The organism is Streptomyces sp. NBC_00878 (assembly GCF_026341515.1).
Classification (GTDB): Bacteria; Actinomycetota; Actinomycetes; order Streptomycetales; family Streptomycetaceae; genus Streptomyces.
In genome coordinates, this window is the sequence record NZ_JAPEOK010000001.1 from 3,493,998 (window position 1) to 3,506,829 (window position 12,832).

Annotated in this window: 14 protein-coding genes; 7 read left to right on the forward strand and 7 right to left on the reverse strand. The window is 68.8% G+C overall.

The window, feature by feature from the left end; translation table 11 throughout:
- The first annotated feature begins 152 nt into the window (after nt 1-152).
- Nucleotides 153-1,298, forward strand: a complete 1,146-nt coding sequence (locus tag OHA11_RS14415) for a DUF4097 family beta strand repeat-containing protein (protein WP_266496139.1) — start codon at nt 153-155, stop codon at nt 1,296-1,298.
- A 1-nt stretch (nt 1,299) separates the two neighbouring features.
- A complete protein-coding gene (locus OHA11_RS14420; protein ID WP_266496140.1) occupies nt 1,300-2,418 on the forward strand; it encodes a PadR family transcriptional regulator in 1,119 nt (372 codons plus the stop codon).
- A gap of 285 nt (nt 2,419-2,703) precedes the next feature.
- Here the strand turns inward: OHA11_RS14420 and OHA11_RS14425 are convergent, their stop codons facing one another.
- From OHA11_RS14425 to OHA11_RS14440, 4 genes are all read right to left on the reverse strand, one after another.
- Nucleotides 2,704-3,303, reverse strand: coding sequence for a Clp protease N-terminal domain-containing protein (locus OHA11_RS14425; protein WP_266496142.1), 600 nt, complete (start codon nt 3,301-3,303; stop codon nt 2,704-2,706).
- Nucleotides 3,303-3,512 carry a helix-turn-helix domain-containing protein gene (locus OHA11_RS14430; RefSeq protein ID WP_010984411.1) on the reverse strand — a complete coding sequence of 70 codons (210 nt, stop codon included), beginning with the start codon at nt 3,510-3,512 and terminating at the stop codon, nt 3,303-3,305. Before OHA11_RS14430 ends, OHA11_RS14425 begins: the two co-directional genes overlap by 1 nt.
- 113 nt (nt 3,513-3,625) lie before the next feature.
- Nucleotides 3,626-4,591, reverse strand: coding sequence for a zinc-binding dehydrogenase (locus OHA11_RS14435; protein WP_266496144.1), 966 nt, complete (start codon nt 4,589-4,591; stop codon nt 3,626-3,628).
- A 438-nt stretch (nt 4,592-5,029) separates the two neighbouring features.
- Nucleotides 5,030-6,253 carry an NADP-dependent malic enzyme gene (locus OHA11_RS14440; RefSeq protein WP_266496146.1) on the reverse strand — a complete coding sequence of 408 codons (1,224 nt, stop codon included), beginning with the start codon at nt 6,251-6,253 and terminating at the stop codon, nt 5,030-5,032.
- Nucleotides 6,254-6,939: 686 nt separating this feature from the next.
- Between OHA11_RS14440 and OHA11_RS14445 the strand changes: the two genes are divergently transcribed.
- From OHA11_RS14445 to OHA11_RS14455, 3 genes are read left to right on the forward strand one after another with little or no spacing between them, the layout of a single operon-like run.
- Nucleotides 6,940-7,902 carry an ABC transporter substrate-binding protein gene (locus OHA11_RS14445; protein ID WP_266496149.1) on the forward strand — a complete coding sequence of 321 codons (963 nt, stop codon included), beginning with the start codon at nt 6,940-6,942 and terminating at the stop codon, nt 7,900-7,902.
- Between the two features lie 34 nt (nt 7,903-7,936).
- A complete protein-coding gene (locus OHA11_RS14450) occupies nt 7,937-8,884 on the forward strand; it encodes an amino acid ABC transporter permease (RefSeq protein ID WP_266496152.1) in 948 nt (315 codons plus the stop codon).
- A complete protein-coding gene (locus OHA11_RS14455) occupies nt 8,881-9,675 on the forward strand; it encodes an amino acid ABC transporter ATP-binding protein (protein ID WP_323186564.1) in 795 nt (264 codons plus the stop codon). The genes OHA11_RS14450 and OHA11_RS14455 overlap by 4 nt, the downstream gene beginning before the upstream one ends.
- A gap of 233 nt (nt 9,676-9,908) precedes the next feature.
- Here the strand turns inward: OHA11_RS14455 and OHA11_RS14460 are convergent, their stop codons facing one another.
- The gene (locus OHA11_RS14460) at nt 9,909-10,667 is read right to left on the reverse strand and encodes a trans-aconitate 2-methyltransferase (protein ID WP_266496154.1); all 759 of its coding nucleotides are present in this window, start codon (nt 10,665-10,667) and stop codon (nt 9,909-9,911) included.
- A gap of 98 nt (nt 10,668-10,765) precedes the next feature.
- On the opposite strand from OHA11_RS14460, the gene OHA11_RS14465 reads away from it, so the two are divergent.
- Entirely contained in the window at nt 10,766-11,395 is a 630-nt protein-coding gene (locus OHA11_RS14465; protein WP_266496156.1) for a CGNR zinc finger domain-containing protein, read from the forward strand.
- On the opposite strand, the gene sodX is transcribed toward OHA11_RS14465, so the two are convergent.
- Nucleotides 11,299-11,733 (reverse strand): nickel-type superoxide dismutase maturation protease, encoded by a 435-nt coding sequence (gene sodX / locus OHA11_RS14470; RefSeq protein ID WP_266507177.1) that lies wholly within the window; start codon nt 11,731-11,733, stop codon nt 11,299-11,301. The two genes, OHA11_RS14465 and sodX, sit on opposite strands and share 97 nt — an antisense overlap.
- A 145-nt stretch (nt 11,734-11,878) precedes the next feature.
- On the opposite strand from sodX, the gene sodN reads away from it, so the two are divergent.
- The gene (gene sodN, locus OHA11_RS14475; protein ID WP_007491258.1) at nt 11,879-12,274 is read left to right on the forward strand and encodes a superoxide dismutase, Ni; all 396 of its coding nucleotides are present in this window, start codon (nt 11,879-11,881) and stop codon (nt 12,272-12,274) included.
- 79 nt (nt 12,275-12,353) lie between these two features.
- Here the strand turns inward: sodN and OHA11_RS14480 are convergent, their stop codons facing one another.
- Complete coding sequence (locus OHA11_RS14480; protein WP_266496159.1) at nt 12,354-12,752, reverse strand: nuclear transport factor 2 family protein; 399 nt, start codon at nt 12,750-12,752, stop codon at nt 12,354-12,356.
- Nucleotides 12,753-12,832 lie beyond the last annotated feature (80 nt).

The window sequence follows — 12,832 nt, forward strand, 5'->3', positions numbered from 1 at the left end:
ACACGCGCACGGATTGGGCGCTTTTGTTCCGACTATTCCGCCCTGAATCACCAGAACAAGTGCCTTGACTTCGCGAATCCGCGATATATCGTGTCTAGTGGAAGACGCGATATGGCGTGTCGTGTCCCGCCTTGGTCAAGGAGGTCAGCACCATGTCCGAGTGGTCCGTCGCAGAGCCCAGCAAGCTCACGTTCGACGAACCGGTGACGGCCCTCCATGTGCGCATCGCCAATGGAACAGTGAACGTCGTGGGGGCCGACGAAGGTTCCACCCGTCTCGAAGTGTCCTCGATAGAGGGACCGCCCCTGATGGTGACCCAGGAGAGCGGCACACTGACGGTCGCCTATGAGGACCTGCCCCGGAAGGGCTTCCTCAAATGGCTCGACCGCAGGAGCTGGCGCAACAGCGCGGTGATCTCCCTGGCCGTTCCGGCGCGCACGCGCGTCGAGGTGGGCGTGATCGGCGCCACCGCCGTGGTCTCAGGTGTCGAGGGGCCCGCGGTGGTGAAGGGCGTCTCCGGTGACACGACACTCGTAGGACTCTCCGGCCCGGTCCGCGCGGACACGGTGTCGGGGAACGTGGAGGCACAGGCCCTCACCGGTGACCTCCATCTCAACTCCGTCTCCGGTGACCTCACCGTCATCGAGGGCTCCAGCCCCTCCGTGCGGGTCGAATCGATCAGCGGCTCAGTGGTCGTCGACCTCGACTCGTCGGGGCGGCCCAGCGACATCAGCCTGACCAGCATCTCGGGCGAGATCGCCATCCGCCTGCCACATCCGGCCGATGCGGAGGTCGAGGTGGACTCGACGAGCGGCACGGTCTCCAGCGCCTTCGAGAACCTCCGGATCAGCGGCCAGTGGGGCGCCAAGAAGATCACCGGCAGGCTGGGCGCCGGGAACGGACGGCTGAAGGCGACCACGGTCTCGGGCTCCATCGCCTTGCTGCGACGGCTCCCTCCGGAGGACGAACCGTGGGACGAGGGAGCGGATTTCAAGAATTTCAGGAAGGGGACGGCCTTCGGGGAAGATGGGCCGGAGGACACGGTTCCGGACGGCGGTGTCGGCACCGGGCCGGAGCGTGCCGGATCGGAGCACATCGGACCGGAGCACATCGGACCGGAGCGTGCCGGACCGCACGTCGAACCAGAGCACGTCGGACCAGAGCACGTCGGACCGAGCGGCTCACCGACGGACGGTGCCGCCAAGCCCCCGACCCGCGGCTCCACCCCTGACTCCAGCCCCACCGAGCATTCCGACGCCGGCGTCACCGACGACCCGACCCACGAGAAGGGGCTCTGACATGCCTCCCGTCTTTGCCCACGGCCGCCTGCGGCTCTACCTGCTGAAGCTCCTGGACGAGGCACCGCGCCACGGCTACGAGGTGATCCGACTCCTGGAGGAGCGCTTCCAGGGGCTGTACGCGCCGTCGGCCGGCACGGTGTACCCCCGGCTGTCCAAGCTGGAGGCCGAGGGCCTGGTCACCCACACCACCGAGGGCGGGCGCAAGGTCTACTCGATCACGGACGCGGGCCGGGCCGAACTGGCCGACCGCAGCGGCGAACTGGCCGACCTGGAGCTGGAGATCCGCGAATCGGTCGCCGAGCTGGCGGCGGAGATCCGTGCCGATGTGCGCGGCGCGGCAGGTGACCTGCGCCGGGAGATGCGGGCGGCGGCGAGCGAGGCACGGCGGAGTGCCACGGAAGCCGGCGCCAAGGGGAAGCGCGGTGAACACGAGGGCGCCTTCGGGGACTTCACGGACCTCGGCGACAAGGAGGCCTGGCGCGCCGCGAAGGACGAGATGCGCCGCGCCAAGCAGGAGTGGAAGGAGCAGGCCCGGCGCGCCAAGGACGAGAGCCGACGGGCCCGCGAGGAGGCCCAGCGGGCACGCCACCAGGCCAAGGAGGCCCAGGAGCGGGCCCGGACACAGGCCCAGGAGGAGCTCCAGCGCATCGCCAAGCACGTCCAGGACCAGGTGCAGGACCACTTCACCCGGGGCGACTGGCCGACGGGCACACTCGAGGGCCTGACCGAACTGGCCAAGGAATTCGGGGAGTTCGGAAAGGACTTCGGCAAGGAGTTCGGGAAGGACTTCGGCTTCGGCCGACCGGAGGCGGGGAAAGGTACGGGAACTGGAGCCGGAGCCGAAGCGACAGCCGGAACCGGGGCTGGGGCTGAGGAACCCGACTACACGGTCACTCCCGAGGACTTCCCCGCCGAGTACGAACCCTCCTGGGCCCACGAGGACTCCACCGGCGACCCCGCCCGCGACCTGGACCGCCTCCTGGACCGTTTCCGCGACGACATCCGCGACGCGGCCCGCGACCACGGGGTGACGGAAGAGCAACTGCGTGACGCCCGACGCCACTTGTCGACGGCGGCGGCGCACATTGGTGCGGCACTGCGGACGCCGAGGGCCTGAGCGGAGGCGGACCACACGGGCAGGGGTACCCCTCGACTCCCGAGCACCCCGCGGAGCCTGGCTCCGCCGCCGGGGCCACCGCGGCCGGCTCCCACGACAGCCCCGTCGCGACGGGCTCCACCGACCAGGCCCACCATCACCAGCCACGCGACGCACCCACCGCGGTCGGTCCCACGACGAACCCACCGCGACGAGCTCCACCGACAGACCCACCACCACCGGCTCGCGTGACCGGCACCCGCGACCGGATCCCGGCGGCGGGCCCTCAGCCCGCCCTAGCCCGCTCTAGCCCGCCTTGGCCTCTCCCCCGCCGTAAAGCACCCGCCTCAGCGACGCGTACGTCACCCCGTGGTCGGCCAGGACCTCCGCGGGGACGCCGGGGCGGGCCGTGAGGGCGAGGAGGAGGTGTTCGTCGCCGATGTACCGGTCCCGCTGGGCTAGAGCCATCCGCAGGGACTCCGTCAGAAGATCCTTGGCCCCCTGAGCGAAGGGACGATGCCCGCCGACGAACCCGGACCACCCGGACCGCCAACCCCTGCCCCGCCCGGCAGCACCCTTCCCGCCGTCCCGCAACGCGCCCTCGCCATGGGCCTCTTCGACCCGGGAGACGATCTCCGAGACGTCGATGCCCAGCCCGGAGAGCGCGTCCGCGTCGGCGCGTGACATCCCGCCGCGACGCCGCGCCTCGGCCAGTGCCTGCTCGACGGACTCCCTGCGCCCCGCAAGCCCCAGGGACATGAGGGCGAACGACGCGCGGCTGGCCTCACGGTCGAGCAGGGCAAGCAGCAGATGCTGTTCCTCGACCGTCTCCGCGTTCAGCCGCTCGGCGTGGCCGACCGCGCCGAGCACTACCGCCCGGGCGTCCTTGGTGAACCGTTCGAACATCACTGCCTCCCGTACTTCTTGTGCACGGCCTGCCTGCTGACACCCAGTTCCGCGGCGATCTCCTGCCACGACCAACCCTGATTGCGCGCACTGCGCACCTGCACCGCTTCGAGCTGCTCCAGCAGCCGCCGCAAGGCGGAGACGGCCCGCAGCCCGATCCGCGGATCGCGGTCGCCGGCACGCTCGGCGAGATCCGTTGCTTCGGTCATGGTGTCAACGTAGATTGACATACCCCGCCATGTCAACCACAGTTGACATGGCGGGATGCGCGAGGAGGAGATGAGGAGGTGAGGAGGTGATCAGGGGGCTGGTCAGAGGTCGATCAGGAGGCCGTCAGAACGACCTTCCCGAACAGCCCGCCGGACTCCATCCGCTCGAAGCCCTCGCGGGCCCGGTCCAGCGGAAGGACCTCGTCGATGACGGGACGGACACCGGTGGCGGCGCAGAAGGACAGCAGGTCCTCCAGCTCGTCCTTCGTGCCCATCGTGGAGCCGACGACCTTGAGTTCGAGGAAGAAGATGCGGGTCAGTTCGGCGTGCGAGGGGCGGTCGCCGCTCGTCGCGCCCGAGATGACCACGGTGCCGCCGGGCTTCAGCGACTTGACCGAGTGGGACCAGGTGGCCGCGCCGACCGTCTCGATGACGGCGTCCACGCGCTGCGACAGCCGCGCCCCGGACTCCACGGCCTCCACGGCCCCGAGTTCCAGGGCCCGCTTGCGCTTCGCCTCGTCCCGGCTGGTCGCGAAGACCCGCAGCCCCGCCGCCTTCCCGAGCGCGATCGCGGCGGTGGCGACACCGCCTCCGGCGCCCTGCACGAGAACGGAGTCACCGGGACGTACACCGGCGTTGGTGAAGAGCATGCGGTACGCCGTCAGCCACGCGGTGGGCAGACAGGCGGCCTCTTCGAAGGAGAGCTCCTTGGGCTTGGGCAGGACGTTCCAGGCGGGCACGGAGACCTGTTCGGCGAAGGTCCCCTGGTACCGCTCGGTGAGGATGGAGCGCGGCTCCTTCGGGCCGACCCCGTGTCCTGTCTGCCCGATGACGGAGTGCAGGACGACCTCGTTGCCGTCCTCGTCGACCCCGGCGGCATCGCAACCGAGGATCATCGGCAGCTTGTCCTCGGCGAGCCCCACGCCACGCAGCGACCAGAGGTCGTGATGGTTCAGGGAGGCGGCCTTGACGTTCACGGTCGTCCAGCCGGCCCGGGCCTCGGGAGCGGGCCGCTCCCCCAACTCAAGGCCGTTCAACGGCTGGTCCCGGTCGATACGAGCAGCGTAGGCAGCGAACATGCCCTCGACCCTAGGCTCCACCGGCCTCCCGACGGAACCACGTTCCCCTGTGACACGCGTCCCGCCGGGTGGGTGGGTTTCGGCCGAATGCGTAAGTGCGGGCCGGTGGGGGTCGAGCGCGCAGTTCCCCTCGCCCCTAAAAGCGGGGCCGCACCCCTGCTTTTGTCTTTCAGGGGCGCGGGGCCGCATCGATGTGCGGCTCCGCCGCGATGGGGGTCCCCCCGCTCATGGGGGTCCCCCCGCTCGAGCGAAGCCGAGAGTGGGGGAGCGACCAGCCACGAACAACCCTCACCCACCCACAACCGTCAGCGGCACCCCGTACACACCACCCACCCGGCCGAACCCCCGAGCAAAAAATCACCACGCACAAAAAAATCCGGGCCCCGCCCACCAGGACAGGACCCGAACCTCAAGCACAAACGACAAACCACAAACGACCTACCGCCGAGCCACACCCTCAGCCCGAGCCGCCGCCGCGACCGCCGCGGTGACGGCGGGAGCGACCCGCTCGTCGAACGGCGACGGAATCACGTAGTCCGCGGCAAGGTCGTCCCCGACGACCGCAGCCAACGCCTCCGCCGCCGCGATCTTCATCCCCTCGGTGATCCGAGAGGCCCGCACCTGAAGCGCCCCGGCGAAGATCCCGGGGAACGCCAGCACGTTGTTGATCTGGTTCGGATAGTCCGACCGCCCGGTGGCGACGACCGCCGCGTACTTGTGGGCGACGTCGGGGTGCACCTCGGGATCCGGGTTCGCCATGGCGAACACGAACGCGCCCTCCGCCATCGAGGCGACGGCCGGCTCCGGCACCGTACCGCCGGACACCCCGATGAAGACGTCGGCCCCGGCGAGCGCGGACTCCAGCGAGCCGGACAGTCCCGCCTTGTTGGTCATGGCGGCCAGTTCCGCCTTGACCGGGGTCAGGTCGTCCCGGTCCGCCGACACGATCCCCTTGCGGTCCGCGACCGCGACGTCCCCGAGCCCCGCCTCCAGCAGGAACTTGGCGATGGCGACCCCGGCCGCGCCCGCGCCCGAGATCACCGCCCGCAGCTGCCCCAGGCTCCGCCCGGTCAGCCGCGCGGCGTTCCGCAGGGCCGCCAGCGTGACGACGGCCGTGCCGTGCTGGTCGTCGTGGAAGACGGGGATGTCCAGCCGCTCCTGGAGCCGCTTCTCGATCTCGAAGCACCGGGGCGCCGAGATGTCCTCCAGGTTCACACCGCCGAAGGACGGAGCGAGCCGCACCACGGTCTCGACGATCTCGTCGACGTCGGTGCAGGCGAGCGCGATCGGCACGGCATCGACCCCGCCGAACTGCTTGAACAGGATCGCCTTGCCCTCCATCACGGGGAGCGAGGCCTCGGGCCCGATGTCACCGAGCCCGAGCACGGCGGTGCCGTCGGTCACGACGGCGACCACGGACGACTTCCACGTGTAGTCGTGGACGAGCTCCGGCTGCTCCGCGATGGCCATGCAGACCTTCGCGACGCCGGGCGTGTACGCCAGGGACAGGTCGTCCTTGTCACGGACGGGCACCGTGGCCTGCACGGCCATCTTGCCGCCGCGGTGCAGCGCGAACGCCGGGTCGAAGGAATCGAGGGGCTCGGCCCCGCCTTCCTGATCCGTACTGCTGTCGCTGCGAGGATTGACGATCTCCGCTGCCACTTTGTTTTACCCCTTAAGTCTTCAATGGTTGAGGGTCTCCGCTCCGGGTGAGGAGCGGGCGGGCACCGCGTATGTCCCTGATGACGGTTACGTACGGGTACGTACGGGCCATACGCGACGGGCGCGCCGCACACGCGCCCTGAGCCCCGGATGAGGGGTGTAAAGAACCTTCTTACCGGACGGACGGCACCCAGACGAGTCCATGACGCGAAGGCCACACGTCGCCGGTGGAAGATCACACACCAGAGGATCGTAGGCCCGGCACCGGAGGATCGCAGGCCGGGCAAGGGGAGGACCACGGGCCGGATACCGGACGACGAAGGTCACATACCGACGACATTCGAGTGACGTCACGCATCGGCGAATATGCCGAACGCGCCCACTTTGCGAACAAGTCACCGATACGCACCGAAGCACCGCGAGTGCGGAGAAGCGGTCGCCCGTTTCGCCCAGTACACCGGAGATCCTCCGGCCGTGGCGGGGGGTTTCCCGCACAGGATCCGGCTTCGACGGACCGGCCCGGTCCGCTTCGGGGGTCACCCGTTATCCGATTTTGACATGGCGGGCACCCTGAAGGCGTAAGTCCGAATGGCAAGATGCCCTAATCACACGAGGTCGCGACACCCGAAGGTGTGTGTTCTCGTCGACCCATCGGCAACTCCACCCACCCGCCGGAGGAACCCACCATGACCGCACGCTCCACCCGTCGTACGACCCCCGCGCAGTCCCGGATAGCCGCGGTCGGTGCGATCGCGGTCGCAGGCGCCCTGCTGCTCACCGGCTGTGGTGACCAGACCAAGGAGAAGGACAGCGGCAGCTCGGACACCGCGGAGTCCAGCGCGGCCCCGCTCGCCGACCAGCTGCCCAAGGCCATCCGCGACAAGGGCGTCATCAAGGTCGGATCGGACATCGCGTACGCGCCGGTCGAGTTCAAGGACAGCTCCGGCAAGACCGTCGGCATCGACCCCGACCTCGCCGACGCGATGGGCAAGGAGCTCGGTGTGAAGTTCGAGTTCGAGAACGGCACCTTCGACACCCTGATCACCGGCCTGCGCTCCAAGCGGTACGACATCGCCATGTCCGCGATGACCGACACCAAGGACCGACAGGAAGGCATCGACAGCGAAACCGGCAAGAAGGTCGGCGAGGGCGTCGACTTCGTCGACTACTTCACCGCGGGTGTCTCGATCTACACCCAGAAGGGCAAGGACCAGGGCATCAAGACCTGGTCCGACCTGTGCGGCAAGAAGATCGTGGTGCAGCGCGGCACGGTCTCCGAGGACCTCGCCAAGTCCGAGGCGAAGAAGTGTACGGGCGGCAAGACGATCTCCATCGAGTCGTTCGACAACGACCAGCAGGCCCAGACCCGCCTGCGCTCGGGCGGCGCCGACGCCGGCTCGTCCGACTTCCCGGTGGCCGCGTACGCGGTGAAGACCTCGGGCGGCGGCAAGGACTTCGAGCTCGTCGGCGAGCAGGTCGAGGCCGCTCCGTACGGCATCGCGGTCGCCAAGTCGAGCACCGAGCTGCGGGACGCCCTGAAGGCCGCGCTCGACGCGATCATCAAGAGCGGCGAGTACGACAAGATCATCACCAAGTGGGGCGTCACGGACGGTGCCGTCAAGGAAGCCGCCGTCAACGGAGGCACGTGACCGCGGGTAACGCGGACACCGAAAGGCAACATCCGTGACTGCTGACATCGACAAGACCACGGGGCCGCAGGACACACCCCCGGCCGGACCGGAGGCCATCAAGGCGATCCCGGTCCGGCACTACGGGCGGTACGTCTCCGCCGTGGTGGCCATCGCGCTCCTCGTCTCGATCATCTACGCCTTCTCGCAGGGCAAGATCAACTGGGGCGCGATCCCCGACTACTTCTTCAACGACCGCGTCCTCGCCGGCGTGGGCAGGACGCTCATGCTGACCGTGCTGGCCATGCTGATCGGTGTCTTCGGCGGCATCCTGCTGGCCGTGATGCGCCTGTCGACGAACCCGGTGACCTCGTCCATCGCGTGGTTCTACATCTGGTTCTTCCGTGGTACGCCGGTGCTGGTCCAGCTCATCGTCTGGTTCAACCTGGGCCTGGTGTTCGAGTACATCAACCTCGGTCCGATCTACAAGGACTACTGGTCCAGCTTCATGACGCCGCTGCTGACGGCGCTGCTGGGCCTGGGCCTGAACGAGGCCGCGTACATGGCCGAGATCTGCCGTGCGGGCCTGCTCTCGGTCGACGAGGGCCAGACCGAGGCCAGCCACGCGCTGGGCATGAGCCACAGCAAGACCCTGCGCCGGATCGTGATCCCGCAGGCGATGCGCGTGATCGTGCCGCCCACGGGCAACGAGGTCATCAACATGCTGAAGACGACCTCGCTGGTCTCGGTGATCCAGTACTCCGAACTACTGCGCGTGGCCCAGGACATCGGCCAGACTTCCGGCGCCCCGGCGGAGATGCTGTTCCTCGCCGCGGCCTGGTACCTGCTGCTGACCTCGATCTTCAGCGTCGGCCAGTACTACCTGGAGCGCTACTACGCCCGCGGCTCCAGCCGCAGTCTGCCGCCCACCCCGTGGCAGAAGATCAGGAAGAACGTGCTCTCCCTGTCGAGCCGTACGAGCCGCAAGGGGGCCACGGCATGACCGACCAGCTGAGCAAGGCGGCCCCCGGTGCCGCCCCCATGGTCAAGTCGGAGGGCGTGCACAAGTCCTTCGGCCCCCTCGAGGTCCTCAAGGGCATCGACCTGGAGGTGAAGCCGGGCGAGGTCTTCTGCCTCATCGGCCCCTCCGGCTCGGGCAAGTCGACGTTCCTCAGGTGCATCAACCACCTGGAAAAGATCAACGCCGGACGGCTGTACGTCGACGGGGAGCTGGTCGGCTACCGCCAGAAGGGCGACAAGCTGTACGAGCTCAAGGACAGCGAGGTCGCGCTGAAGCGGCGGGACATCGGCATGGTGTTCCAGCGCTTCAACCTGTTCCCGCACATGACGGCGCTGGACAACGTCATGGAGGCGCCGATCCAGGTCAAGGGCGTCAGCAAGGCGCAGGCGCGCGAGCGCGCGGGGCAACTGCTGGAGCGGGTCGGCCTCGCCGACAAGGCGGGCAGCTACCCGTCGCAGCTCTCCGGCGGCCAGCAGCAGCGGGTCGCGATCGCCCGGGCCCTCGCGATGGACCCGAAGCTGATGCTGTTCGACGAGCCCACCTCCGCCCTCGACCCAGAGCTCGTCGGCGACGTCCTCGACGTCATGCGCGACCTCGCCGAGTCCGGTATGACGATGATCGTCGTCACCCACGAGATGGGCTTCGCCCGGGAGGTCGGCGACTCGCTGGTCTTCATGGACGAGGGTGTGGTGGTCGAGTCCGGTAACCCACGGGACGTGTTGACGAATCCGCAGCAGGAACGGACGCAGTCGTTCCTGTCGAAGGTGCTCTAGCCTCCGGCGGTTTGGCGGGTATACGCGGTATGCGGAGGGGCGGTACGGGAATTCCCGTACCGCCCCTCCGCGTTCGGCTTGCACCGGGCCGGTTCCCCACCCACCCGGTCAACCCCCGCCCACCCAGCCGGTCCGGCGTTTGAGGACGAGGCCGTCCAGGTCGATGAGGGGGGTCTGGGGGCGCAGCCCCCAGGGACGGGAAGGGCAGGGGCGGCGAGGGCGAGAACAACCCGCTACTTGAGGGCCAGGATCAGTGCGTCCGACGGGGAGCGCCATACCGCGCGGGACTCCGCGAAGCCCTTTTCGCGCAGTACGCGCGCGTGCCATTCGGCAGAGGGGGTGTCACCGTCCGCGTGCTCGCCGTAGATCTCGAAGCGGCGAGCCGTGGGCTCGGCGAGGACGGGATCCTGGGCGGCGAGCTGCCACCACTCGGTCCAGCCGAGCACCCCGGCCTCCTTGGCCAGGTTCATCCGCGCATGCCGCTGCGCGCTGTCCGCCGCGTTGATCTGCGGAGTGGACTCGTCGATCATGTGGTCCGCGTTCATGAACACACCGCCGTCGCGAACGAGTTCCGCGACCTGACCGTAGAGGACCGCGAGGGGTTCGCTGTGCAGCCAGTGGAGGGCGGTGGCGGTGAGAACGGCGTCGTAAGAGTCGTACGGCAGCTTCGCGGGCCAGTCGGGGTCCTTGAGGTCGGCCGTGACGAAGGTGACCCGGTCGTCACCCCGGAAGGTGCCCTCGGCGATGGTCAGGAGCGCGGGGTCGAGATCGACGCCGGTACTGACCGCCTGCGGAAACCTTTCGAAGAGGCGGGCCGTGATACTTCCCGTACCGCACGCGAGGTCCAGGACGCGCGGCTCGGGACCGACCAGCGCCTCGACCATGTCGAGCATGACCCGCAAGCGCTCCTCGCGGTCCGGGAGGTACCACTCCTGCTGCCGGTCCCAGCTCTCCTGCCAGGCAGCCCAGTCGGCTCCGATGTCGGTCGTCATGGATACCCCTCTCCCCTCCAGCATGTAATACCCTGGAAGCACAATTAGCCATTACCCGTCCGCACCACGACCATAGAGTGCCCCCGTAAGGACTACAAGTGGAACTGGCCTATTACTCGGATTTCGCCGTGCGTCTCGTCAACAGCGAGGAACCGGCCCGGGGCAAGGACGCGCTCACCTCCGTCGAGGCCGTCCGCGACCTCTTCGGCGGCAACGCGTCGGCGGCCCGCCGCGCCGCGGACGCGGACGTCACGCGCTTCCGGGGCGTACGGGCCCGGCTGCGCGCGGTCTTCGAGGCGGCCGACGGCGGCGACGAGACCCTCGCCGTGGACCTGCTGAACTCACTCCTCCTGGAGTTCCCGGTGAGCCCGCAGATCTCCGGCCACGACTTCCGGGACGACGACGGCCGCCCGCTGTGGCACATGCACCTGGCGGACCACCCGTCGAACGCGACCGCGGGGTACGCCGCGACCGCCGCGATGGGCCTGGCCTTCCACCTCACCGAGTACGGCGTGGACCGCCTGGGCCTGTGCGAGGCAGCGCCGTGCCGCAACGCCTACCTCGACACCTCGACGAACCGCTCCCGGCGCTACTGCTCGGACCGCTGCGCGACCCGGGCGAACGTCGCCGCCTACCGCGCCCGAAAACGCCTGGAGGCGGACCGGTCGGACAGCACGGGCCGCGCCGCGGACAGCACCCAGCGGGCGACCGCGAACGGCGAGCGCTGACCCGGCTTGAGCGGCCGGAACCTGAAAAGGACGCGGCCCAGCACCAACTCGTCGGGCACAGGCCCGTAGTCAGTGCTGTCCCCGCCCGCGTACGTGTTGTCCCCGAGCACCCACCAGCCGCCCTCGCGCCGCTCCGCGGCGCGTTTGACGACGAGCAGGTCCTGCTGGAACGGATGACGCAGAACGACCACGTCACCGGGCCGGATCCGGCCCCCGTGCCGTATCACGAGCAGATCGCCGTGATACAGCGTGGGCACCATCGACGGCCCGGTCACCTCGGCCCATCCGAAGGGCTGATTCGCCCCTCCGCGCTCGGTCTCCTGCGACAGCTCCGGCATCACCGGCACCTCCCCGGTTCTATCCTCCACGAGTCCCAGTCTCACCCTGGACTTTTGTCCTAAGCCCATGGGGGCACTCGCGAAAACCCGTCCCTCACGGAGTAATGTCCCACCTGAGAAGACGATCACGAGGAAGGACAGCTCAATGCTCTCCCGCCTGTTTGCCCCCAAGGTCAAGGTCAGCGCACACTGCGACCTGCCCTGCGGTGTGTACGACCCGGCCCAGGCCCGCATCGAGGCGGAGTCGGTGAAGGCCGTGCAGGAGAAGATGGCCGCCAACGACGACCCGCACTTCCAGGCTCGCGCCACCGTCATCAAGGAGCAGCGCGCCGAGCTCGCCAAGCACCACGTCTCGGTGCTCTGGAGCGACTACTTCAAGCCCCCGCACTTCGAGAAGTACCCGGAGCTGCACCAGCTGGTCAACGACGCCCTCAAGGCCCTCTCGGCCGCCAAGGGTTCGACCGACCCGGCCACGGGCCAGAAGGCCCTGGACTACATCGCCCAGATCGACAAGATCTTCTGGGAGACCAAGAAGGCGTGACACAAGCCTTCCGTTTTCGCGATGGAGGGGCCCGGCCGATGTATTGGCCGGGCCCCTCCCGCGTTCCGACATCGGTCGATCAGCCGGCGGTGGTTTCCGCGGGGAAACCGGACTGACGGATGACCTCGGCCCTGCTGTAGTAGTCGCCGGTGGTCACGATCTGGTGCCCGCGCATCTGGAGGACCGTGACGACAGGCACGGAGAACGGCTTGGGTGCTCCGGCCACCTGTCCGCTGAACGTCCAGTCGATCACTATGACGCCGCTGCGGGCGGATGCGCAGTTGACCATGACGGCGGCTCCCTGGATGACCTCCTTGGCGCGGTTGGCCCACTCGATGGTCCCGTCTCGGCCGAGGTAGTCCTTCGCGCCGAAGGCGTGGTCGGTGTAGCGGGCGCCGTTCTCGACGTACAAGTCAGCCAGTCGCTGCGGGTCTTCGGCGTTCCACGCGGCCCCCCAGGCCACGACGATGGCCGGCAACCGCGAGTGCTTCCCGTGCTGGCCCGCCGCTGCGGACTGCTTCGGAATACTTCTGATTGCTGCGGACCAGCGGATTGCTT